This is a genomic window from Oceanithermus desulfurans (assembly GCF_014201675.1).
Classification (GTDB): domain Bacteria; phylum Deinococcota; class Deinococci; order Deinococcales; family Marinithermaceae; genus Oceanithermus; species Oceanithermus desulfurans.
In genome coordinates, this window is record NZ_JACHEZ010000003.1 from 64,359 (window position 1) to 88,438 (window position 24,080).

15 protein-coding genes and 1 tRNA gene are annotated in these 24,080 nt (G+C 72.9%); 10 read left to right on the top strand and 6 right to left on the bottom strand.

What is annotated here, in order from left to right:
- Positions 1-17: 17 nt before the first annotated feature.
- From HNQ05_RS04525 to HNQ05_RS04535, 3 genes are all read left to right on the top strand, one after another.
- Positions 18-638: a superoxide dismutase gene (locus HNQ05_RS04525; RefSeq protein ID WP_147147684.1), complete on the top strand. Its 621-nt coding sequence runs from the start codon at positions 18-20 to the stop codon at positions 636-638.
- Positions 639-767: 129 nt separating this feature from the next.
- Positions 768-843: transfer RNA gene (locus HNQ05_RS04530), tRNA-Lys, on the top strand.
- 46 nt (positions 844-889) lie between these two features.
- The gene (locus HNQ05_RS04535; protein WP_147147686.1) at positions 890-1,981 is read left to right on the top strand and encodes an ATP-binding protein; all 1,092 of its coding nucleotides are present in this window, start codon (positions 890-892) and stop codon (positions 1,979-1,981) included.
- 4 nt (positions 1,982-1,985) lie between these two features.
- Here HNQ05_RS04535 and pyrG read toward each other — a convergent pair whose 3' ends face one another.
- A complete protein-coding gene (gene pyrG, locus HNQ05_RS04540) occupies positions 1,986-3,650 on the bottom strand; it encodes a CTP synthase (protein ID WP_147147688.1) in 1,665 nt (554 codons plus the stop codon).
- Positions 3,651-3,763: 113 nt separating this feature from the next.
- On the opposite strand from pyrG, the gene glgP reads away from it, so the two are divergent.
- The 4 genes from glgP to HNQ05_RS04560 all read left to right on the top strand — a co-directional run bounded on the left by glgP (position 3,764) and on the right by HNQ05_RS04560 (position 8,960).
- The gene (gene glgP, locus HNQ05_RS04545; RefSeq protein WP_147147690.1) at positions 3,764-6,271 is read left to right on the top strand and encodes an alpha-glucan family phosphorylase; all 2,508 of its coding nucleotides are present in this window, start codon (positions 3,764-3,766) and stop codon (positions 6,269-6,271) included.
- 104 nt (positions 6,272-6,375) lie between these two features.
- Entirely contained in the window at positions 6,376-7,674 is a 1,299-nt protein-coding gene (gene miaB, locus HNQ05_RS04550; RefSeq protein ID WP_221266790.1) for a tRNA (N6-isopentenyl adenosine(37)-C2)-methylthiotransferase MiaB, read from the top strand.
- Positions 7,671-8,087 (top strand): hypothetical protein, encoded by a 417-nt coding sequence (locus tag HNQ05_RS04555; protein ID WP_147147695.1) that lies wholly within the window; start codon positions 7,671-7,673, stop codon positions 8,085-8,087. Before miaB ends, HNQ05_RS04555 begins: the two co-directional genes overlap by 4 nt.
- A gap of 6 nt (positions 8,088-8,093) precedes the next feature.
- The gene (locus tag HNQ05_RS04560) at positions 8,094-8,960 is read left to right on the top strand and encodes an FAD-dependent oxidoreductase (protein ID WP_147147697.1); all 867 of its coding nucleotides are present in this window, start codon (positions 8,094-8,096) and stop codon (positions 8,958-8,960) included.
- Here the strand turns inward: HNQ05_RS04560 and HNQ05_RS04565 are convergent.
- Genes HNQ05_RS04565 through pdo form a run of 4 tightly spaced genes read right to left on the bottom strand, consistent with a single transcriptional unit; the run spans position 8,957 to position 12,253 of the window.
- Positions 8,957-10,549, bottom strand: coding sequence for a gamma-glutamyltransferase family protein (locus HNQ05_RS04565; protein ID WP_147147699.1), 1,593 nt, complete (start codon positions 10,547-10,549; stop codon positions 8,957-8,959). The two genes, HNQ05_RS04560 and HNQ05_RS04565, sit on opposite strands and share 4 nt — an antisense overlap.
- 59 nt (positions 10,550-10,608) lie before the next feature.
- On the bottom strand, positions 10,609-11,124 hold the full coding sequence (locus tag HNQ05_RS04570) for a TlpA family protein disulfide reductase (RefSeq protein ID WP_147147701.1): 516 nt from the start codon (positions 11,122-11,124) through the stop codon (positions 10,609-10,611).
- 9 nt (positions 11,125-11,133) lie between these two features.
- Positions 11,134-11,511 carry a rhodanese-like domain-containing protein gene (locus tag HNQ05_RS04575; RefSeq protein WP_147147702.1) on the bottom strand — a complete coding sequence of 126 codons (378 nt, stop codon included), beginning with the start codon at positions 11,509-11,511 and terminating at the stop codon, positions 11,134-11,136.
- Positions 11,512-11,563: 52 nt separating this feature from the next.
- Positions 11,564-12,253, bottom strand: a complete 690-nt coding sequence (pdo, locus tag HNQ05_RS04580; protein ID WP_147147704.1) for a protein disulfide oxidoreductase — start codon at positions 12,251-12,253, stop codon at positions 11,564-11,566.
- 148 nt (positions 12,254-12,401) lie between these two features.
- Here pdo and HNQ05_RS04585 point away from each other — a divergent pair, with 148 nt between their 5' ends.
- The 3 genes from HNQ05_RS04585 to mnmE are packed head-to-tail and all read left to right on the top strand — an operon-like array spanning position 12,402 to position 15,967.
- Entirely contained in the window at positions 12,402-13,361 is a 960-nt protein-coding gene (locus HNQ05_RS04585) for a nitrilase-related carbon-nitrogen hydrolase (protein ID WP_147147706.1), read from the top strand.
- 11 nt (positions 13,362-13,372) lie between these two features.
- Entirely contained in the window at positions 13,373-14,653 is a 1,281-nt protein-coding gene (hemL, locus tag HNQ05_RS04590) for a glutamate-1-semialdehyde 2,1-aminomutase (protein WP_147147708.1), read from the top strand.
- Between the two features lie 3 nt (positions 14,654-14,656).
- The gene (gene mnmE / locus HNQ05_RS04595; RefSeq protein WP_147147710.1) at positions 14,657-15,967 is read left to right on the top strand and encodes a tRNA uridine-5-carboxymethylaminomethyl(34) synthesis GTPase MnmE; all 1,311 of its coding nucleotides are present in this window, start codon (positions 14,657-14,659) and stop codon (positions 15,965-15,967) included.
- 3 nt (positions 15,968-15,970) lie between these two features.
- Here the strand turns inward: mnmE and HNQ05_RS04600 are convergent, their stop codons facing one another.
- Positions 15,971-24,031, bottom strand: coding sequence for a translocation/assembly module TamB domain-containing protein (locus tag HNQ05_RS04600; protein ID WP_147147712.1), 8,061 nt, complete (start codon positions 24,029-24,031; stop codon positions 15,971-15,973).
- Positions 24,032-24,080 lie beyond the last annotated feature (49 nt).

Genomic DNA, 24,080 nt, shown 5'->3' on the forward strand with positions numbered 1-24,080 from the left:
GAAAGAAGGAGGTTGGAATGCCCTACCCGTTTGAACTGCCCGACCTTGGTTACGCGTACGACGCCCTGGAGCCCCACATCGACGCGCGCACGATGGAGATCCACCACACCAAGCACCACGGCGGCTACGTGAACAACCTGAACAAGGCCCTGGAAGGCCACGCCTTCCTGCACGGCGCGAGCGTGGAAGAACTGCTCACCCACCTCTCCGCGCTGCCCGCCGAGATCCAGACCGCGGTGCGCAACAACGGCGGCGGCCACCTCAACCACAGCCTCTTCTGGGAGGTCATCGCCCCCGGAGGCGCCCACGCGCCCAGCGGCGAGCTGGCCCGGGCCATCGAAGCCGCCTTCGGCTCCTTCGACGCCTTCAAGGACGCCTTCGCCAAGGCCGCGGCCACCCGCTTCGGCTCCGGCTGGGCCTGGCTGGCCCTCGACCCCTGGAACCGGCTGCACGTCCTCTCGACCCCCAACCAGGACAACCCGGTGATGCAGGGGCTGACCCCCATCCTCGGCCTCGACGTCTGGGAACACGCCTACTACCTCAAGTACCAGAACCGCCGTCCCGACTACATCGCGGCCTTCTGGAACGTGGTGAACTTCGACGTGGTGGGCGAAAAGTTCGCCGCCGCCCGCCGCTAGCGCGCCGGCGCGCTCCGGGGCCCCCTCGGGGGCCCCTTTTCCTTGCCCGCCCGCGCGGTTCCGCGCGCCTGGACGCGCGTTCTCGTCTTGACGCCTCCGGCGTTTCGGGCTAGAGTGGTGCTTGGCCTTGGGCCGTTAGCTCAATTGGTAGAGCCACCGACTCTTAATCGGTTGGTTGTAGGTTCGAGTCCTACACGGCCCACCAGCCACCGCCCTTCGGGGCGGTTTTTTCTTGGCGCTAGAATAGGGCCATGACGCCCGAGCCGCCGCGCCTGATCCCGCTGCCCGAAGGGCTGACGGGGCCCGATCCGGTCCGCGCCCTGCTCGCCGAGCCCCTTCCCCACGGCGACCCCTGGGGTTGGCTGCTGGCGCGGGCGCTCTTCGGCGCCGAAGCGCTGGCGCGGCGCTTCCTCGACGGCACCCCCGCCGGGCTGCTGCGCCTCGTCGACGAGGACCTGGAGCGCCTGCGCGCGCTGCGCTCCTGGCTGCAGGCGAGCCACGCGCTTTCGGACCTGGGCTGCCGGGAGGCGCTGGCGGCCGAGTGGGCGGCGCTCGAGGTGCTCGACCAGGGCGGCGCGGAACAGCTGGTGGAGCTCTTCCGCACCCACGGCCACGCACCCTTCGCGCTCTACAGCGCCTTCGTCTGGACCGGCGCGCTCGAGCCCGTTCCCCACCCGGACCCGGCCGACGAAGACCGGTTCGTCGGCTACGAACCCCAGCTCGCGCGCCTGCGCGCCAACGTCGAGCGCTTCCTGAGCGGCAAGCCCGCGCTTCCGGTACTGCTCTACGGGGCGCGCGGCACCGGCAAGTCCACCGCGGTGAAGGCGCTGCGCAGCCGCTACGCCGAACGGGGGCTGCGGCTGGTGGAGGTGCTGCCCGAAGGGCTGGAGCGCCTGCCGCAGCTGCTCGAGCGGGTGCGCGGCCTGCCCCAGCGCTTCGTGCTCTACATCGACGACCTGGCCTACGACGCCGCCGACCCCGGCTGGCGCAAGCTGAAGCTGCTCCTCGACGGCGCGGTCTGGGCCGCTCCGGACAACGTCCTCTTCGTCGCCACCTCGAACCGCAAGAACCTGATCCGCGAGCGCTGGAGCGACCGGCCCGACCCCGACGCCGAACCCGCGGCCTGGGACGGCGTCCAGGAGAAGCTGGCCCTGGCCGACCGCTTCGGTCTGCAGCTCACCTTTCCCCCCTTCGACCAGAAGCTCTACCTGCGCGCGGTGGCCCGGCACCTGGGCCGGGAAGAGCTGGACGAGGCCACCCGCAGCGAGGCGCTGCGCTTCGCCCTGGAGGGGCGAGGGTTCTCGGGTCGTACGGCGCGGCAGTTCGCCGACCTGACCGTCTGAGCGCTCAGGCCTCGGGGGCGTCCGCCGCCTCGCCCGCGGCCAGCACCCGGTGCGCCCGTTTGTGCTCCAGAGCGGCGGCGACGAAGGCCGCAAAGGGCGGGCTGGGGCGCATGGGGCGGCTCTTGAACTCGGGGTGCGACTGCAGGGCCAGGAAGAAGGGGTGGCCTGCGAGCTCGATGGCCTCGACCAGGCCGGTACCGCGGCCCTGCATCCCCGGGGTCACGCCGCTGACCACCAGCCCCGCCTGGGTGAGCAGCTCGACGTAGGCGGGGTTGACCTCGTAGCGGTGGCGGTGGCGTTCGTTCACCGTGCGCGCTCCGCCGTAGACGCGCTCGAGCAGCGTACCGGGGCGGATCTGCATCGGCCAGTCGCCCAGGCGCATCGTCCCGCCCATGCCCTCGACCTCGAGCTGCTCGGGCATCAGGTCGATGACCGGGTGAGGGGTGTAGGGGTCGAACTCGGTGGAGTTGGCCGCCTCCAGGCCGGCGACGTGGCGGGCGAACTCGATGGTGGCCACCTGCAGCCCCAGGCAGATGCCCAGGTAGGGAATCTTCTGCTCGCGCGCGTACTGGACCGCCCGGATCTTGCCCTCGATGCCGCGGATGCCGAAGCCGCCGGGGACCAGGATGGCGTCCACCCCCTGGAAGGCCTCGCCCAGGTCACCCTCGATCAGGCCCTCGGCGTCGATCCACTTGACCTCGACGCGCACGCGGTTCTTGATGCCCCCGTGCTTCAGCGCCTCGAGCAGCGACAGGTAGGCGTCGGGCATCTTCACGTACTTGCCCGCCACCCCCACGGTGACGACGTCCTCGGGTTCGCGCAACACCCGCACGGCCTCGGTCCAGATGCCCAGGTTGGGGAAGACGGGCTCGAGGCCCAGCTTCTTCTCCACCAGCTTGCCCAGCCCCTGCTCCTCCAGCACCAGGGGCACCTCGTAGATGTCCTTCACGTCGTAGCTGGAAAACACCGCCTCCGGCCGCACGTTGGTGAACAGCGCCACCTTGCGGCGCACCTCCTCGGGCGGCTCCTTCTCGGAGCGCAGCACGATGGCGTCGGGCTGGATACCGACCCCCCGCAGCGTGGCCACCGAGTGCTGGGTGGGCTTGGTCTTGAACTCCTCCGAAGTCCGCAGGTAGGGGACCAGGGTGAGGTGGATGTAGAGGGTGTTCTCGGCCGGCTCGTCGAACTGGAACTGCCGGATCGCCTCCAGGAAGGGAAGGCTCTCGATGTCGCCCACGGTGCCGCCGATCTCGACGATGGCGATCTCCGCCTCCTGCTCTTCGGCCACCTCGCGGATGCGGCGCTTGATCTCGTCGGTGACGTGAGGAATGACCTGCACGGTCTGGGAGAGGTACTCGCCCTTGCGCTCGCGCTCGATCACGGCCTTGTAGACCTGGCCGGTGGTGATGTTGTTCTTGCGGGATAGGTCGAGGTCCAAGAAGCGCTCGTAGTGGCCGATGTCCAGGTCGGTCTCGGCCCCGTCCGCGGTCACGAAGACCTCGCCGTGTTCGTACGGCCGCATGGTGCCCGCGTCGAGGTTGATGTAGGGGTCGACCTTGATCGCGGTCACGCGGTAGCCGCGGCCCCGAAGGATGGCCCCCAGCGACGAGGTCACGATGCCTTTACCCAGAGAACTCACGACCCCGCCGGTAACGAAAATGTACTTCATCTTCACACCCTCCGGGATTTCAGCCTACCACAGGCCAGAGACCGCGCCGGTTCGGCTGGTAGCGTTTCCATACGCGCCGCGGCGTGCTACAATCTTCCCCAGCAGGAGGGCCCATGAACGTTCTTGGACGCATCACCGAACTTCCCGAGCTGCCCGAGCCGCTGGCCCCCCTCAAGGAGATGGCCTACAACGTCTGGCTCTGGTGGAGCTGGACCCCGGCGGCTCAGGAGCTCTACCGGCGGATCAACCCGGTGCTCTGGGAGGCCTGCCGCCACAACCCGGTCAAGCTCCTGCTCGAGGCCCGGCCCGAACGCCTGGCCGACCTGGCCGCCGACCCCGAGTACACCGCCAGCGTCGAGGCGGTCTACCAGAGCTTCAAGGCCCACCTGGCCTCGCGGCCGAAGCCCACCACCGGGACGGTCGCCTACTTCTCGGCCGAGTTCGGCTTTCACGAGTCGCTGCCCATCTACGCCGGCGGGCTCGGCATCCTGGCCGGCGACCACGTCAAGGCCGCCTCCAACCTGGGGGTCAACCTGGTGGGGGTGGGCCTCTTCTACCACCGCGGCTACTTCCACCAGCACCTCTCCCCCGAGGGCGTCCAGACCGAGTACCACGAGACCCTCCACCCGGAGGAGCTGCCGCTCTTGCCGGTGCGCGACGCCGAGGGGCAGCCCGTCAAGGTGAGCGTCGAGCTCGAAGGACGCAAGGTCTGGATCACCGCCTACCAGGTGCAGGTGGCCACGGTGCCCGTCTACCTGATGAGCACCGACCTGCCCGAGAACGACCCCGCCGACCGCGAGATCACCGCCGAGCTCTACAACGCCGAGCCGGGGATGCGGCTGCGCCAGGAGATCGTCCTCGGCATCGGGGGGGTGCGGCTGCTCCGCGCCCTGGGGCTCGAGCCCGAGGTCTGGCACATGAACGAGGGGCACTCGGCCTTCATCGGCCTCGAGCGCATCCGCGAGCTGACCGAGCAGGGGCTCGACTTCGACGCCGCCCTCGAGTCCGTGGCCGCGAGCGCCCTCTTCACCACCCACACGCCGGTGCCCGCGGGGCACGACGTCTTCGGCTTCGAACAGGTCGCCCACTACCTCCAGGGCTGGTGGGAACGGCTGGGCATCACCCGCGAGCGCTTCTTGAACCTCGCGCGCGAGGAGCGCGAGGACGGCGCGGTCTACTCGATGTCGGTGCTGGCGCTGCGCACGAGCCGGTTCGCGGGCGGCGTCTCCCGGCTGCACGGCGAGGTCTCGCGCAAGATGTTCCACGACCTCTGGCCGGGGCTGGAGCCCGAAGAGGTGCCCATCGGCCACGTCACCAACGGCGTGCACACCTGGACCTGGCTGGCTCCGGTGCTGCGCGACCTCTACGAGCGCTACTTCCCGGAAGGCTGGATGCACGCCCTCAGCCGTCCCGAGCACTGGGCCACCGACGCCCTGCCGGCGGGCGAGCTGTGGGCGGCGCGGCGGGCGCTGCGGGAGCAGCTGATCCGCGACGTGCGCGAACGCCTGGGCGAGCAACGGCTGCGCGCCGGCGAACCGCCGGCGCGGCTGCGGGCGGCGGAGCGCGCCCTCGACCCCGGCACCCTCACCGTCGTCTTCGCGCGCCGCTTCGCCACCTACAAGCGCGCCGACCTGCTCTTCCACGACCCCGAGCGCCTCAAGGCGATCGTGAACGGCCCCTACCCCATCCAGATCGTCTTCGCGGGCAAGGCCCACCCCAAAGACGAACCCGGCAAGGCGATGATCCAGAAGATCGTGCGCCTGGTGCGGGAACTCGAGCTGGAAGACCGCATCCTGGTGCTGGAGGACTACGACATCGCCCTCGCCCGCACCCTCGTCTTCGGCGCCGACCTCTGGCTCAACACCCCACGGCGGCCCATGGAAGCCTCGGGCACCTCGGGGATGAAGTCGGCGCTCAACGGCGGGGTCAACTTCAGCGTCCTCGACGGCTGGTGGGCCGAGGCCTACGACGGCCAGAACGGCTGGGCCATCGGTACCGAGCGCGCCTACGACTCGCTGGCGGCGCAGGACGCCGCCGACGCGGCCAGCCTCTACGACACCCTGGAGCACGAGATCCTGCCGCTCTTCTACGCGCGCGACGCCGAGGGCATCCCCACCGGCTGGCTGGGCCGGGTACGCCGCAGCATCCGCACCGCCGGCGCCGCGTTCTCGGCTGAGCGGATGGTGAACGAGTACCTGAACGCCTACTACAAGCCCGCCGAAGCCCACGGTCAGGTCCTCCGCGAAGGCGGGCACGCGCGGGCGCGCGAGCTGGCCGCCTGGAAGAAGCGCATGGCCGAGCGCTGGCGTCAGGTGCGCCTCGAGGCGCGCGCGCCGGGCGACCTTCGCCTCAACGGCAAGCCGCTCGAGGTGGCCGCGAGCGTGGACCCCGCAGGGATCGATCCCCGCTACCTGCGGCTCGAGCTGCTGTTGCGCCGCGGCGCGACCGGCCCCCTGCAGCGCGTCGCCTTCCCGGAACCCGAGGCGCACGACGGCCGGCTCCACTACCACATCCGTTACCGCCCCGACCTTCCGGGCAGCTACGTCTACGGGGTGCGCCTCGCCGCCCAGCACCCGGACTTCGCCCAGCCCTTCGAGGTGGCCTTCGTCCGCTGGGCCTGAGCCCGTGCTAACCTGAAACCGGCAAGGGACCCGGGATCCCCCCGGCCTTCCCTGGAGGAACCGTGAACGATCTTCGCGTCAAACTCATCACCTACGGCTGCCAGATGAACGAGTACGACACCCATCTGGTGGCCAGCGAACTCGCCTCGATCGGGGCGGGCTTCGTCGATACCGTGGAGGAGGCCAACTTCGTCCTGGTCAACACCTGCGCGGTGCGCGGCAAGCCGGTCGAGAAGGTCAAGAGTCTGCTGGGGCAGCTGCGCAAGGAGAAGGAGCGGCGCAAAGAGCCCTTCCTCATCGGGATGATGGGCTGCCTCGCCAGCCTCGAGGAGGGGCAGGCGATCGCGCGCAGGTTCGGCGTCGACGTGCTGCTGGGCGCGGGGGCCATCCACAAGATCGCCGAGGCGCTGGCGCAGACGGGCGCCTTCTGGGACGTGGGCTTCTACCGCGAAATCGACGAGGTCGTCCCGCCGCCGCCCCGGGGAACGCTCAGCGCCTTCGTGACCCTGATCCGCGGCTGCGACCACCGCTGCACCTACTGCGTGGTCCCGCGCACCCGCGGCCCCGAGGTGAGCCGGCACCCCGACCTGATTCTGCGCGAGGTCGAGCAGCTGCTGGACGCGGGCATCGTCGAGGTCACGCTGCTGGGGCAGAACGTCAACTCCTACGGCAAGGACGACCCCGCCTACCCCGACTTCGCCGACCTGATCCGCCGGGTGGCGGCGCTGGGGGTGCGGCGCCTGCGCTTCGTGACCAGCCACCCCATGAACTTCTCCGACCGCATCATCGAGGCCATCGCCGAGACGCCCGCGGTGGGCCAGTACGTCCACCTGCCGGTGCAGGCGGGTTCGGATCGGGTGCTGCGGCGGATGGCGCGTGAGTACCGCCGCGCCTACTACCTGGAGCGGGTGGCGCGGCTGCGCGAGGCGCTGCCCGAGCTGGTGCTCTCCACCGACATCATCGTCGGCTTCCCGGGCGAGACCGAGGAGGACTTCCAGCAGACGCTCGAACTCTACGACGAGGTCGGCTTCGATGCCGCCTACATGTTCATCTACTCGGCGCGCCCCGGCACGCCCAGCTACGAGCGCTTCGAGGACCTGCCGCGCGAGGTCAAGGTGGAGCGCCTGCAGCGGCTGATCGAGAAGCAGAAGGACTGGAGCCTGCGGCGCAACCAGGCCTGGGTGGGACGCGAGGTCGAGGTGCTGGTACGCGGCCCCGCCAAGGAGGCCCACTGGGTCGAGGGCCACGACCAGAGCAACCACCCCGTGCTGCTGCCCGCCGAGGAGGCGCCGGTCGCGGGGCTCTACCGGGCGACGATCGAACAGGCGACGCCGCACCTGCTCTTCGGCAAGGTAAGGGAGCGCCTGCTCGCGGCCCCCGAACCGCTGGAGGCGGCCTCGTGAGCCCGCTGCTGCTGTGGCTGCTGGTCGTGTCCGGGCTGCCGGTCAGCTACGCCCTGAGCGCGCCCCGCCGCGTCTTCGACCCCATCCAGATCGTCCTCGTCGTTACCGCCTACGTCTTCGGCCTTTCGCTGGCCTGGTTCGCCTCGGGCTCCGGCGCCGTCGCCTGGACGGCCGGGGTGCTGCTGGGGGCGCTGATCGGTCGCTGGAACCGCCGGCTGGTGATCGGCGGCATCGGGCTGGGGGCCGCGGAGCAGCTGGCCTTCAAGCTCGCCTGGCGGCACGGGGGCGCGGTCGAACCCGCCGACCTGATCGCCGCCGGCGTAGACCCCGACACCGCCCGCGCCACCCTGGAGAACCTCGAAGCCCGCGGGCTATGCCGGCGGGACGGCGAGCAGTACCGCTTCGAACGGTAGGCGGCCGTGGAAGCCCTGGTCGTCGGCGCCGGCATCGTGGGGCTGAACGTCGCCCTGGCCCTGCGGGAAGCCGGCTGGGGGGTGACCCTCGTCGACCCGCAGAACCGGCGCGGCCTCGCCGTGGCGATGGTGAACCCGGTCCGCGGACGCCGCGGCAGCGTCGTCGCCGAAGCCGGGGAGGCCCTGCCCCTCGCCGCCGCGGTCTACGGCCGCTTCCTGCCGCTGCACCGGGGCGTGTGGCGGCCGGTGGAACCCGAGCTTCGCGCCAAGTGGCGACGCAAGCTCGCTGCGAGCGCCGTCGCGCACGCCTGGCGCGAGGACGGCGTCTGGCTGCCGGAGGCCTTCTGGGTCGAGGCGCGCACGCTCAGGGCGCGCATGGCCGCCGGCCTGCCCCGGGTCCGCGACCGGGCGGTGGCCTGGGAGGCGACGCGGGTGCGGCTCGCCGGCGGACGCGTATTGCGCGCGGACCGGGTCGTCTGGGCGGCGGGCGCCGAAGGGGCCGCTTTGGCCGGCGTGGGCGGACGCTTCAGCGCCGGCAGCCAGCTCCTCGTCGCCGAGCGCTTTCCGGTGGCGCGCGCCCACGGCGTTTACGCCGCGGGCCACGCGATCGGCGGCTCCTACCTGCCGCACGCCGAGCGGTTTTCGCCCCACGTGACCCGGTACGAAGAGGTCGCCTGGATGCTGGCGCGGGCGCGGGAGTTGCTCGGCTTCACCCCCACGCCCACGGGGGTCTGGGCGGGGGTGCGCTGGCGTACGGAAGGCCGCTACCTCTACCAGCGGGGCGGCGGCTGGGTCATCGGCGGCTTCGGCTCCACCGCCTACCTGCTCGCGCCGCTCTACGCCCGGCGGCTGGCCGAGCGCCTGAGCGGCTAGATGACCTGCGCCTGGCCGTCGGCGCGCGGCTCGCTGGCGGCCCACCAGACGCCGCCCTCGCGCAGCAGGATCTGCCCCTTGCCAAACGGACCCCCCTCGGCGAAGACGCGCACCGCGTGGCCACGGTCGGCCAGCCCCTGGGCCACGTGCTGGGGGACGCCCTGCTCGAGCCAGACCTCGCCCCCCTCGGCCACCTGCCAGCGCGGCGCGTCGAGCGCGCTCTGGGGGTTGAGGTCGTAGAGGCCCAGGTTGAGGGCCAGCTGCAGGTGCCCCTGGGGCTGCATGAAACCGCCCATCAGCCCGAACGGCCCCCAGGGGCGGCCGTCCTTGGCGAAGAATCCGGGAATGATCGTGTGGAAGGGGCGCTTGGCCGGGGCGACGCGGCCCGGGTGTTCGGGGTCGGTGCTGAAGCCGGCGCCGCGGTTCTGCAGCGCCGCGCCGGTTCCGGGCACGGCCACGGCCGCGCCGAACCCCATGTAGTTCGACTGAATGAAGCTGACCGACTGCCCGCCGGCCGCCGCCGCCAGGTAGACCGTCCCTCCGCGGGGCAGCCCGCTGGGCGGCGGCGCCATGGCCTCGCGCCCCACGAGGCGCGCGCGCTGGCGCGCGTAATCCTCGTCGAGCAAGGCCTCGACCGGAAGGCGCATCTCGGCCGGATCGGTCACGTGGGCGGGCACGTCGGCGAAGGCCAGCTTCATGGCCTCGATCTGCAGGTGGTAGGCCTCCAGCGACTCGCGCGGGTGCCCTTCCAGGGGCAGGTGGCGCAGGATCTTGAGGGCGAGCAACGCGGCCACGCCCTGCCCGTTGGGGGGCAGCTCGAGGACTTCGAGCTCGCCCCAGCGGGCGGCGAGCGGCATCACCCACTCGGGCGCGTAGTCGGCGAGGTCGGCGGCGCGCAGGTAGCCCCCGGTCGCGCGGGCAAAGCGCTCGAGCGCCTCGGCGAAACCGCCCCGGTAGAACCAGCCGGACCCCTCCTCGGCGATGCGACGCAGGCTCGCGGCCAGGTCGGGGTTGCGCCAGACCTCCCCGGGGGCGGGGGCGTATCCACCCGGGAAGAAGGTCTCGAGGAAGTAGCCGTGGACCTCGCCCTCGAGGCCGCGGTAAGCGCGGGCGGCGCGCCGCCAGGCCCGCGCCGTCTCCGGCGAGACCGGGAACCCCTCCTCGGCGTAGCGGATGGCCGGAGCCAGCACCTCGCTCCAGGGCAGCCGCCCCCAGCGTTCGTGCAGCGCCTGCCACGCCGCCACCGCGCCGGGCACGGTAACGGACGGCCAGCCCCAGCGCGGCATGGCCGCCGCCCCCAGCCAGCGCTCGGACGGCAGCGCCCGGGGGCTGGGGCCCGAGGCGTTCAGCCCGAAGACCTCTTCCCCGTCGGCGACGATGGCGAAGGCGTCCGAGCCCAGGCCGTTGGAGGTGGGCTCGCAGACGACCAGCGCCGCGGCCATGGCCACGGCGGCGTCGACCGCGCTGCCGCCGCGCTCGAGCATCCCCAGCCCCGCCGAGGTGGCGAGCGGCTGGCTGGTGGCCACCGCGCCGCGGGCGCCGAAGAGGACGTGCTTGCGGGAGGGGTAGGGGTAGCGGATCGGATCCATGCCCCCATCCTAAAGCGACGGGGCCGCCGTCCGCGGACGGCGGCCCCGTCGCGGTCCGCTCAGCGCGCGATCTGCGCCAGCGAGGCCTCGAGGATGCGCGGGCTGATCTCGCCCACGTGCTTGGCGACGAGCCGGCCCCCTGCGTCGAAGAAGTAGGTGGTCGGCAGCCCGGTGGTGGCGAGCTTGCGCTGCAGAACGTTCTGGGGGTCGAGCAACACCCACTCCATGACCAGGCCGGAGTCGTCCAGGAACGAACGCACCAGCGGCGCCGAGCGGCCCTGGTCCTGGCTGGCGAAGACGAAGGCCACGTCGGAGCGGGCCGCGGCGGTGCGGGCCAGCAGCGGCATCTCCCGCCGGCAGGGCGGGCACCAGGTCGCCCAGAGGTTGAGCACGAGGGGACGGCCGAGGAACTGCCTGAGCTCCACCTCGCGCCCCCCCAGGGTGCTGAGGCGGATGTCGGGAACGTCGACGGCGGTCGGACGCTTCCCGGAGCTGCCCGGCGCGAGCAGGTACCAGCCGAGGAGCGCAGCGGCGAAGACCACGACGATCAGGGCGGTGAGGTTGACCTTCTTCATCGCCCCTCCTTAGCGAACGACCGGGTAGTTTCGCTGGAGCCAGGCGAGGATGCCGCCCTGTTCGTTGTAGATGTTGCGGAACCCCTTCTTCTTCAGGAACTCCGCGGCCTGCTGGCTGCGGTTGCCGCTGCGGCAGTACAGGTACACCGGCTTGTCCTTGGGAAGCTCCTTGTACCAGCTCTCGATGGTCTGCAGCGGCCGGTTGACCGCCCCGGCGATGTGGCCCTCGGCGTACTCGGCGGGGGTGCGGACGTCGACGATGAGCACGTCGGGGCGCCCCAGCTGGGCGTAGAGGTCGTCGGCGGTGACGTTCGTGTACGAGCCCTTGGGGGCGCAGGCCGCCAGGACGAGCAGCAGGATGCCCCACAAAACGGTCCACTTGCGCATACCACGTCCTCCTAACCGAAGCGGAGGGGGCCGGGCCCCCTCCGCGAATCTGCTACGCCGTCGCGGCGACGGCTTTCTTGACGGCTTCCAGGAAGGCGGAGACCGGCTGGGCGCCGAGCACCCGCTGCACCCCGCCGTTGATGATGGCGTCGGGGACGCCGCTGATGTTGTGCTTCTGCGAAAGCGCGGGGAACTCCTGGGCCTCCACCATCTCGCCCATGATCTTGGGCGAAGCGTAGGCGAAGCGGTGGGCGGTGCGCACCGCCTGCGGGCAGTAGGGGCAGGTGGGGGTGACGAAGACCTGCATGGTGACCTCCGAGGGGAGGTCGTTCAGCTCCTTGACCACGTCCTCGGGCAGGCCGTGGCCGTCGCGGCCGATCATCTCGATATCCTCGAGCAGGCTGGCGAACTCGTAGCCGGCGGGGATGCCGCGGTAACGTACGTTGACGGCGTCCGTGCCCTGCTCGCGCAGGATGATGGTGGGGGCGTCCTCGACCCGCATCTCCTCGGCCTTGGCCTTGCCCTCGGGGGTCGCGAGGTCGTACACCACCAGGTGCACCTTGTCCGAAAGCGGCGCGATCTCTTCGAGTAACTGCTGCGTCTCCTTGCAGTACATGCAGGGCTCCTTGCCCGGCGCGACGATCGTGGACGTGTCGGTGAAAAGGACGAGTTCCACGTCGCGGGTCAGGTTGCCCAGGCGGTCACGGACGATCTGCTGTTCTTGTTCTCCCAGTAGCGGCATGCTTCCTCCTCGGTCTGTGTCAGGGATATACCCCGGTAGGGGTATCAACACACGTATCAGAGTTTAGCATAAAAAGGCGGGTTTTGTGTGGCCTAGGCTACCCCATACCCGATCGGCGAAGGCGGCCGGGGGTAGGGTACCCTGGGGTATGGACGTTCACTTGGTCGCGGTGCAGGCGCGCGTCGAGCCCCAGGCCTACCGCAGCGCCGCGGCGTTCCGCGAGCGCACCCTCGAGCTCGCCCACCGCGCGGTGGCGGGGCTGCCGCCCCGCGAGGGCCGGGTGGTGGCCTTTCCCGAGGCCTACGCGCTGCCGCTCGTCTTCTGGCTCGACACCCCCGACGCGGTTGCCGCAGCACCCACGGCCCTCGCCGCCGGCCTGCGGCTTTTGGGCAGGGGTCTGCTCGAGGACCCGCGGGCGCTGCTGCGCCGCCCCGCGCCCGACCTGCTCTACCTGAAGCGCATGCCGGCGGTCTGGCCCGTCTACCGCGAGGTCTTTGGCGAGGCGGCGCGGGCGACGGGGAGCTACCTCGTCGCCGGCTCGCTGTTCGGCCCGCTGGTGGACCACGAGCCCGCCCGGGGTCTGCACCTCCAGGGTCCGGCCGCGTACAACTGGCTGGCGCTCTTCTCTCCCGAGGGCCGCGTCCTCGCGCGGATTCCCAAGCTCCGGCTCACCCCCGACGAACGCAAGGCCTTCCTGAGCCGCGGCGGCTTCGGACCGCACGTCGTCCACACCCGCCTGGGGCGGCTGGGCGTGCTCATCTGCCTCGACGCCTTTCACGAAGCACTGGTCGAGCGCGTGGACGCCGCCGGCGCCTGGCTCCTGGTGCAGCCCTCGGCGAACGCCGCGGCCTGGAACGGGCCCTGGAGCGCCGACCCCGCCCGCATCGAGGGCGAGGTCTGGCTGCAGGAGGGGCTCGCGAAACAGCTGCGCGGGCGCGAGAACCTGCGCTACGGACTCAATCCGATGCTGAACGGCGACCTCTACGACCTTCACTTCGAAGGACGCAGCAACGTCGCCGCCGCCGGACGCCACCTGGCCATCGCCGACGACCCGACCGGCGACGCGGTGGTCCGCGCCACGGTGGAACGACCTGCGGGGGCAGGGTAACCTGTGAGGGTATGCGAACGAGCGAAAACGAACGCCTTTTCCAAGCCGCACGGGCGCTGCTGCCGGGCGGGGTCTCCAGTCCGGTGCGCGCCTTCGGCTCGGTCGGCGGCACCCCGCGCTTCCTGGTCAGGGGCCGGGGCAGCCGGGTCTGGGACGCCGACGGCAACGAGTACGTGGACTACGTGGGCAGCTGGGGGCCGCTGATCCTGGGCCACGCCCACCCCGAAGTGGTGCGGGCGGTGCAGGAGACGGCCGCCGCGGGGCTGAGCTTCGGGGCGCCTCATCCGCTCGAGGTCGCCCTGGCCGAGGCGGCGCGCCGGGTCTACCCGGTGCTCGAGCGGCTGCGCTTCGTCAACTCGGGCACCGAGGCGACGATGAGCGCGCTGCGCGTAGCCCGCGGCTTCACCGGGCGCGACCACGTGCTCAAGTTCAGGGGCAACTACCACGGCCACGCCGACGGCCTCCTCGTCGAGGCCGGTTCGGGCGCGCTCACCTTCGGCCGGCCTTCGAGCGCGGGGGTGCCGGAGGCCTACGCCGGGCTCACCCTGGTGGGGAGCTACAACGACCCCGAAGCGCTGGAGGCGATCTTCGCGGAACACGGCGAGCGGATCGCGGCGGTCATCTTCGAGCCGGTCGTCGGCAACGCCGGCGTCATTCCCCCGCGGCCGGACTTCCTCGCCGCGCTCCGGCGGCTTACCCGCGAGTACGGCGCCCTGCTCGTCGCCGACGAGGTCATGACCGGTTTCCGGCTCGCCCCGGGCGGGGCCACCGAGCGCTACGGACTCGAGCCCGATCTGGTCACCCTGGGCAAGATCCTGGGCGGGGGGCTTCCGGCCGCCGCCTACGGCGGCCGCGCCGAGGTGATGGCCCAGGTGGCCCCCGAGGGGCCGGTCTACCAGGCGGGCACCCTCTCCGGCAACCCGCTGGCCATGGCCGCGGGGCTGGCCACCCTGCAGGCCCTGGAGCGCGAGCCGGAGATCTACGACCGTCTGGAGGCCTACGGGGCGCGGCTGCAGGAAGGGCTCGCCGCCGCCCTGACCGCGGCGGGCGTGCCCCACACGATCAACCGGGTGGGCTCGATGCTCACCGTCTTTTTCACCGAAGGCCCGGTCAGCGGCTTCGAAACGGCCTCGAAAACCGACACCGCGGCGTTCCGGCGCTTCTTCCACGCCCTGCTCGAAGGCGGGGTCTACTGGCCCCCCTCGGCCTACGAGGCCGCCTTCGTCTCGGCCGCCCACGGCGACGAAGACCTCGAGCGTACGCTCGCCGCCGCCCGCCGCGCCTTCGCCTAGGGCATGCTCCCCAGCCTGCACGACACCATCGCCGCCGTGGCCACCCCGCCGGGCCCCGGCGGGGTGGGGGTGCTGCGGGTGAGCGGGCCGCAGGCGCTGGAGACGGCCGCCCGCGTCTGGCGCGGGCGCGACCCCCGCACCAGCCCCGGAGGCCGTTTCTGGCACGGCTGGGTGGTGGACCCGGAAACCGGGGAAGCGGTGGACGAGGCCGTTCTGCTCGTCTTCCGAGCTCCGCGGTCCTACACCGGCGAGGACGTCGTCGAGATCCAGACCCACGGCTCGCCCGCCGTATTGGGGCGCGTGCTGCGCCTGCTCCTCGCCGCCGGCGCCCGTCCCGCCGCCCCCGGCGAGTTCACCCTGCGCGCCTACCTGCACGGCCGCATGGACCTGGCGCAGGCGGAGAGCGTACTCGCCCTGGTGGAGGCCGAGAGCGAGACCGCGCGCCGCCAGGCGCTGCGCGGGCTCACCCGCGAACTCTCGCAGAAGATCGACGCCCTCGCAGAGCGGCTGCTGGACCTGCTGGCCCACATCCAGGCGCTGCTCGACTACCCCGAGGAGGGGGTGGAACCGCACGAGGCCGAGCGGGTGATCGCCTCCGTGCTCGCGGAGGTCGAGGCCCTCCTGGCCACCGCGGGCGCGGGGCGCCGGGTGCGCGAGGGGGCCCGGCTGGCCCTGGTGGGGGCGCCGAACGCCGGAAAGTCGAGCCTGCTCAACGCGCTCCTGGGCTTCGAGCGGGCGCTGGTGCACGACCGTCCCGGCACCACCCGCGACTACCTGGAGGCGGCGCTCGAGATCGAAGGGGTTCCGCTCGTCGCCGTGGACACCGCCGGCCTGCGCGCCACCGACGACCCGGTCGAGGCCGCGGGCGTCGAGCGGGCGCTGGCAGTGGCGCGCGAAGCCGACCTCATCCTCTACCTGGCCGACCGCTCGCAGCCGCGGCCCGACCCTCCGAGCCTGCCCTGGGAGCGCACGATCCGGCTGGCGACCAAGGCCGACCTGCCGGCCGCCTGGCACGACCCCGACTTCCTCGAGGTCTCCGCCCACAGCGGACACGGCCTGGGCGCCCTGCGCGCCCGGATCCGCGCCCAGCTCCTGGGCCGGGCGTCCGAGAGCGAGGTCTGGATCACCTCGGAACGCCACCGCGAGGCGCTGGCCGAGGCGCGGGACCACCTGCTCGAGGCCCGCGGCGCTCCCGAGGACCTGATGGGCATGTCGCTCGAAGCGGCGGCGCGCGCTCTGGGCCGCATCACCGGCCGCGAGGCGGGCGAGGAAACGATCGCCCGCATCTTCCAGAACTTCTGCGTGGGCAAGTAGCGCTCAGAAACGCCACTCGACGCCGAGCCGCAGCTCGCCGGTGCGGAGCTTGAGGATCAGGTCGAGGTCGGGGCGGATCGCGTAGAGCATGGAGAAGCGCACCTGGGGCTCGAGCAGCTCGCCGCCGAGCTCGCTCTCCACCCGCAGGCGCAGCCCGTCGATGCGGTACTCGGCGCCGAGCACCTGGCGCCCGCCCAGGTCGAGGCTGTAGCTGACGAAGAGGTCGGGGCTCAGGTACTTACCGACGGTGAACTGGGTGGTGCTGACGTCGCCCCCGGCGAAGACGTCGGTCTGCACGGTGAAGACGTCCAGGCCCAGCGCCTTCGCCAGCTCGTACTCGAGCTGGGAGATGAGCAGGTTCTGGATCGCCAGCGAGGCCACGCCCTCGGCCACGGTCGACTCCCCGCCCAGCGCCAGCAGGCCGAGCAGTTCCTCCTGGGTGTAGGGCAGCAGCCGGCCCCCGGACTGGGCCCAGAGCCGGGGCTCGAGCACCAGCCGCGCGCGGCCGCCTTCGCGCACGAAGCGCCCCTCGCTCTCGAGGTAGAGGTCGATCTCTCCCTCGGCGCTGCGCAGCCGGGTGTGCGCCCGCAGGTAGATGTCGGGGTAGAGGCCGGCCACGGGGCTGAAGCGCGCCCACGCCTGGTCGACGGTGAAGCGGTGGCGCCCCAGCAGGAACTCGCCCCGCAGGCCCACCACCTCGCCGCTCAGGTAGGGGTCGGCGAGCTCGCCCCCGAGAAAGACCTCGCCCTCGGCCTCGCCCTGGGCCAGGGGTTCCTGGATGAGGAGGCCGCCCTTGCTGAAAAAGCGCACCCGGTCGAAACGCAGCGGGTAGCGGTAGCGCTTTTCCTTGAAGGCGACCTCGCGCTTGCCCTCGGGGCGGGAGAGGACGGCCCGCACCACCTCGGTCTCGCCGCTCAGGGTGAAGCCGCCGTCCGCGTAGGTGAGCAGGAGATCGGGGCGGACGGTTCCCGACTGCAGGTAGTACTCGGGGTAGGTCACCGGCAGCTCGCCGGTGAGCCGCAGCACCAGCGGCCGCAGGCGCCCTTCGAGCCGCGCGCTCGGGGTGCGCAGGTCCAGCTCGGTCCCGGGCAGCTTCAGGGTGCCGCGCACCCCTTCGACCTTGCCGATCAGGGGGAGCTCGGCCGAACCTTCGATCTGCAGCGAAAGCGCGTCGGCCCTGCCCTGCCCCGAAACGGTCCAGCGGCCGCTGTAAGGCCGGGCCAACGTGCCCGCTCCCCCCACGCGCAGCCGCTCGCCCTCGCGCTCGATGCGCAGCCAGTCGAAGCGGCCGTCGACCGCGGCGACCCCGACGTCGAAGTCCTCGGCCTCCAGCCAGGCCGACGCCCCCAGCGCCCGCAGCTTGAGGCTGCCGGCCGCCCGGGGACGGTAGGGACGCCACTGCGGCACCACGCCGAGGATTGGGGTCAGCACGGTGTCCTTGACCTCGACGGTCAGGTCCGCGTCGTCGGGGCCCCAATAGCCCCCCCCGTGGATGCGGCCGTCCCCGCTCAGGTCGAGGGCGTCGATGTAGAGCGTGCGGTGCTCGTAGCGCAGCGCCGCCTCCCCGCGCAGGCGCTTGCCCTCCCCCGCGAAGTCGAGCCGTTCCCCCACGAGCACGCCGTAGCCGGAACGGGGGTCGTCGAGGGGGACGCTGGCTTTGACCGCGCCGGTCCAGTAGGCCGTCCCCGGCGGGGGGCCCGCCCAGGCGCCGGTGAGGAAGTGCAGCGGCAGCCGCACGAGCTCGCCGCGCAGGTCCAGCCGCTCCCCCTCGAGGCGGGTCTCGATCCGGCTCTGCCCCAGGGTCAGCTCCAGCGTCTTGAGCCGGTCGCTCCAGTAAAGCGCCGTCTCCATGGGGTAGGTCTCCCCGGCCACGGTGAGCCCCTCGCTCACCAGGCGACCGGCCCAGAGGCCGCGGGTGTAGCTGAGCGTCGCGTCCACCCGCCCCGAGGCGTAGGGCAGCCGGTTCAGCACCTTGGGCAGGCGTTCGATCCGCATGCCCTGGATCACGAAGGCGGCGCTCTCCACCTGCGGCCGCCAGCGCTCCGCGTCGGCCCGCAGGTTGAACGACATCCGCCCCGCGTCGCCCGCGAGCTCGCCCACCAAAGCGGCCCCGCCCGCGGCCCCGGTCCAGTCGAGGTCCAGACCCGCGTCCAGCGGGGGCACCGGCCACTGCGCCAGGTGCAGCCTCCCCCGCCAGCCGTCGCGGTAGCGGACGGTGCCGCCGCCCCAGGGGGTGTCCAGTTCCAGCTTCGCGCTTCGCAGGTCGCCCGTGGCGTCCAGGCGGGCCTCGCCGCCGCGGTAGCGCGCCGTCCAGGCGCCGTCGAGCCCCACGCGCGCCTCCAGGCGGCCCGGTCCCCACGGCAGCCAGTCGCTGGGCGGGTGCAGCCAGCTGAGCTCGAGGGCCCGATTGCGGCCGCGAACGATCACCTCGCCCGGGAGCGACCGGTTCAGGATCAGGGTGCCGGTGAGCCCGACCGCGCCGGGCCGGTAGCCCAGCCAGCCCTCGCCGATCCCCTCCGGACGCAGCCGGGCCCGCCCGTCCGCGAGGTTCACCTCGGCCGCGAGCGCGCCGCCGCCGAGTGGGTAGCGCAGCCTCAGGCTTCCGCCGTCGCCCGTCAGCGTCCAGCCGTCCAGGTGCACCACGCCCGCGGCGGTGCGCCGGGCCAGGTCGAGCTCTAGCCCGCCCAGCCGCAGCTCCGGGTAGGCGAGCCGCACCGCCTCGCCCCGCCACACCCCCTCGAGCCGGGGCCAGGCGCCCGCGCCGTCGGCGGTCAGCTCGCCGTCCGGAACGCGAAGCCGCCCGGACCAGCGCCCCTCCGTCCGCGCGACCCGCCCCTGGGCCCACCCCGCCACGTCGAGCCGCGCCTCGGCGCCCAACCTGCCGCTGAGGCGCAGTCCCAGGGCGCGCAGGTCCAGCTCGGGCGCGCGCCAACCGCCGCGCACCTGCCCGCTCCAGCTTACGCCGGCGAGGCGGAAACCCTCCAGGTCGATTTCGGGGCCCGCGGCCTTCAGGAGGGCGCGCAAACCTTCCGTTCGCAACGCCAGCGCGCCCGCGCGACCCTCGAGTTCGAAGGCGTGCCCCAACACCCGCCACTGCCCCAGCGCCCAGGCGTCGCCGGGCCAGCGCCCCGCGGCGTCCAGGTTGCCCAGGGGTTCGGGCAGGGGCCCCGAATAGGCCCACGACAGCGACCAGGGACGCAGTGAAAGCCGGCCGGCCAGCGGCCCCAGCGGCCCCGTGCCCTTAAGGCGGAACCGCGACCCCTCACCGATCGCCAGCACCCCGCCCCAGCGGGCGCTCTCGAGCCGCAGCCGCCCCACCCAGCCCTCCCCCACCTGCAACAGGTCGGACGACAGCGCCACGCCGCCGCCTTCGAGGCGACCCTCGAGGCGGCCGGGGTTCCAGCCGAGCTCGAGCTTCCCCGCGTACGCGCCGTACCCCTCCAGCCGCGCTGCGGCCTCGGCGGCGTCGAGCCGCCCCCGAACCCCGCCGTCCGCGAGCGCCAGGTCCAGGTCGAACCCCCCGGTCCAGCGCCCCTCGCGGTAGCGCACCTCGCCGGCGACGCGCGGCCGCGGCAGGTCGAGGGCGACGACCGCCCCCTCGCGCCCCCAACCGGCGTCGAGGGTGCCCTCGAGCAGGCGGCCGGAGAGCCGCGCCTCCCCGGTGTGGGGCGTCCACGATCCGCTCAGGTCGAGCCAGGGCCCCACGAAGCGCAGGGGCAAGACCAGCGCCCCCGGCGCCCCCGAGGCGGCGGCGTAGGCGCGTACGGGGAGGCCCAGGAAAGGGTTCAGGTCCAGACCCTCGACGGCCACCTGTGCCCGCTCGGAGGTGAGGTCGACGCACAGGTCGGGACCGCGCGCCGAAAAGCTCCAGCCTCCGTCGTAGTCGAACCTCGAGACGATGCGCGCCCCGCCGTCGCCCGCGACCACCAGGTCGGCCCGCAGCCGCGGCGCGAGGACCCCGCCGCCGGCCGCGGCGGACAGCTCCCAGGACGCCCGGCCCAAACGCCCCGAACCCGTCGCGCTCAGGTCGAGCCGGCCGGCGGCGGTGACGGCGCCGCCGGCGCGGACGCCGAACCCCGCACCGTCGAGGAGGAGCCGGTCGCCCTCACCGGTCAGGCTCAGGTAGGCCCCGGGGTAGGTCCAGTCGGCCGAACCCGAGAACGCGCCTTCTTGGTAGCGCAGGCGCGCGTGCAGCCGGCCGGCGCTCTGGCGCAGGTCGCCCAGCCCGGCCGCGCCCTCCAAACGCCACGACGCCAGGCGCCCGCCGGAACCGGCCAGCTCGAGCTGCAGCGGCGCCGCCCAGAAGACGCGCCAGTCCAGCCCCTCGCCCTCGGCCGAGAGCGGGCCCGCCTGGGGTACGCCACGGTAGACCACGGCGTACCCCGAACCGTTCCACTTCGTCCCCTGACCGGAAAACGCCAGCAGGGCGTCGGCCGTCACGGTCGCGTACCGCAGGCGGCCACGGTAGCGCCCGTTGCGGGTGTCGAGCCGCAGCGCGCCGCTCAACGGCCCGCCGAGCTGCAGCTGGGCGACGCCGGCGTTCCAGTCTCCTTCGAGGGTCCAGCCCCCGGCGCCGGCGCGCAGATGCACCCCCGCGGCGTCGGCGGTCACGCCGAGCTGCACCCCGGCGGCGGTGTAGTCGAGCACGCCCCTTGCCGCGGGTCGCAGCGCCAACCGCCCCTGCACCAGCCCCAGCCCCGCCAGGGCGGCGTCGGGACCCGTGGTCAGGCGCAGCCCGGCGCGGCGTTCCGGGTCATAGAGCGAGAAGGCCCAGTTCGCACCCGCGGGCCGCAGCAGCAACCCCAGACGAACGCCGGCCGCGTTGAGCGTCCCCGCCAGGCTGCCGCCGCGCCCCTCCAGATCCAGGGTTCCGGCCAGCCGGCCTGCGAGGTCCACGCCCAGCGCCCGCCCCAGCGGCGCCAGCTCCCATCCCTCGACGCGGAGGCGTCCCTGCTCGAGCCGGGCCGCGCCCCGCGGGGCGCGCAGCTGTGCGCTCCAGCCGCCGTCGTGCTGCAGCGCCGCCTGGACCCGGTAGTCCTGCACCTCCAGGGCGAAGCTCCCGTCGAACCGCGCCCCCTCGCCCTGGAAGCGCCCCTCCAGCCGGAGAGGGCGGCCCGCCAGGCGCTCGCGCCAGTCCACCGCTCCGCGGTAGCGCAGCCCTTCGCCCTGGAGGCGTACGGGCCCGGCCAAACTCCAGACCCGCCGCGCCAGCGAGGCGCTGAACGTCCAGGCCTGCTCGGGCAGCCCCGGCCAGCGCCACACCCCCTCCCCCACGGCCTCCAAGCCGGACCATGGCCCCTCGACCACCAGTTCGCCGGCCAGGTAGGGGGCGTCGAGCACCGTCCGCGCGAAAAGTTTGGACGCGTTCAGGTAGCCCGAGCTCCGGTACCCCGGACCCGAGCCCTCGAGCTGCAGGGTTCCGAAACCGTGCGCCCGCCAGCGGCCCAAGGGCCCCTGGAAGGTCAGGTCCCCCGACCAGCCCTGGTCGTAGGCCAGGCGGCCGTCCCACACCCCCGAAAGCCCCAAGGCGTCGCTGGTGAAGCTTCGGGCCTCGAGCCGGCCCGCAAGCCCCGACCCCGCGAAACGGAGCCGGCCCTGCTGGAGGGCGCCCTCCCAGCGCAGCTCGCGCCCCCGCCCCTGCAACGCCACGAACCCGTCCAGCTGCGTGAGCCCGGCCCGGACGTCGTAGCTCAGCGCCGGCAGGTCGGCCCGCCCGCCCAGCTCGAGCGCCCCCAGCCGCGGAAGCTCTAGCCGCCCCGCCAGCACCAGCGCCGACCAGGGGCCGCGGGCGCTCGCCTGCCCCCACGGGGTCGCGAGGGTGAGCGAACCCGAGCGCAGGTCGCCCTTGGCGTACAGGCTCCCCTGGTAGCCGTAACCCGTCCAGGGGAGCGCCAGGCTGAAGGGCAGCGCTCCCGCCAGCTCGACGCGCCCGGCGCTGACGCGCAGCCGCGTACCGCGCAGCTCCACGGGCAGGGCCTCGAAGCGGACGTCGCCCAGCGCAGGCAGCCGCAGCACGCCGTCGAGCCGGGGCTCCGGCCAGAGCGAACCCTCGGCCTGCAGGTAGCCGCGCCAGACCGAGTCGAGGGCCTCCCCCCGCCCCCGTAGCCGCACCTCCTCCCTGGGCGAGGTGACGCGGGCCTCGCCGCTCCAGCGCCCCGCTTCGAGGGCCAGCGCGCCCTCGTAGCGCAGGAGCTCCCCCAGCCGCAGCCGGCCGTCGAGCCGGTAGACACCCGGGGCGATCCGGAAGCGGGCCTCGTCCAGGGTTCCGCGCACGCCGGCGGCGTCGGCCGTGCCGGCGATGGGCACCTCGCCGATCGGCGTATCGGCTAGGCCATGAAAGCGCAGCGACGGCCCCTCGAGCTCGGAGGACAGGGAAAGGTAGCGGCCTTGCAGCGACGAGGTGCCACGCCACCCCGCCTCGGGCGACCAGACCACTGCGCCGCTCAGCTTGAGCCCACCCAGGACGTCGATGGGCAGATCGTCGATTTGGGCCTGGAACCGGCCGTCGGCCCAAAGCCCGGCGCCGTAACCGCCGGCGGTAACCCGCCAGCGCGCCCCCTCCTGCACCACCTCGAGCGGCAGCTCCAGGTAGGGCGAGCGGTAGGCCAGCTCGGCGCTGAAAGCTCCGCGCCAGCGACCGCGCCCCTCCAGTCGGCCCACGACCACGGGGACCGGATCGAGTGTCAGGCTCAGATCGTCCCAGCGCCCCGCCAGGGCGAGCGGCCCCAGCCGACCCAACACCTCCATGCCGTCCCCCTCGAGCCCGCCCGATAGGTCGAGGGGGGCTTTGGCCAGCGGCAGCCGCACCCCCGGGCTCTCGGCCCGCAGCCGCCAGCGCGTGGCCTCGCCCGAAAACACCACCTGCGCCGCGCCGTCGAGCGGCCGCGGCCAGACCAGCCGGCCCTGACCCCGGTAGCGCAGCCCCTCCCCGCTCAGCTCGATGCGGCTGCCCTTGTCGTCGGTCACCTCGGCGGCGTAGCCGCCGTCCTGCCAGTCGAAGACGCTGCGCCAGTCGCGCTCGAGGAAGCGGCCCGCGGTCTCGGCGTGCAGGGTAAAGCCGTCCGCGTAGCTGAAGCGCCCGTCGTAGGTGACGGGGCGGTCGAGGAAACGCCCTTCGCCCTGGAAACGGCCCTCAAGGTGAAGCTTTTCCCAACCGCTGCCTTCGATGACGAGCGGACCTTCTCCGGTAGCCGGCAGGTTGACCTTCCACAGCTGCAACAGCGCCTCCAGCCGCGGACGGCCCTCGGCCTTGAACCGGTAGTTGCGGGCGGGGACGTCCACGACGCCGGTGGCGCGGACGGGTCCGTCCAGGCTCCGGCCCTGCAGCTCGGAGGAGATCACGTGGTCCCGGTAGCGCAGCCGCCCCGACACCTCGCGCACCGGGAAGCCGGCGAGCGTCACCCCGGCGTCGCGGACCGCGGCCTCTCCTACCCAGTGCCCCTTCTCGTAGGCGAAGCGTCCCTCGATCCGGCCGTACTGTCCGCCCCGCCACCAGAAGCGACTCAGCCCCAGGTCGCCCGCGAAGCTCGTCGACCATTCGCCGTTCGGGCGCAGCGTCAGCTCGCCCGCCAGCGCGCCGTCGGCCGTCTCCACCTGCCAGGCGAACCGGGGCAGCGCACCCGACAGCTCGGCGCGGTACGACGGCAGCGCGAAGCGCGGCCAGGCGGCGCTCTCGAGCCGTACGTCCTCGAGGACGAGCCGGGTGAGCACCGGCTGCAAGCCGCCGGTGCCCCCTGTGCCCCCCAGCGCGGGAAGCGCGCCCGGATTCAGGCGCACGGTCCCGTCCTTGAGTTCGACCGCGAGCGGGAACTGACCGCTCAGCGCCGCGAAGAGGTTGTAGCCGAGGCGCAACTCGCCCACGCGCGCGTCCAGGCCCGGGGCCTTGATCCGCACCTTCTCGAAGCGCAGGCCGGTGAGCGCGTACCCGCTGACCCGGCCCCACTCCGCCTGAAAGGGCTGGTCCCGGAGCGCCTGCTCGAGCCCCCACTGGATCAGGGGCGGAAAACCCGGCAGCGCCGCGAGCACCGCCAGGAGCAAAAAGAGCCAGCGCTTCCTGAACCGCACGTTCCTATCGTATCCGGCGGTGGCTGGGATAGATGAAGGTTTTCACGTA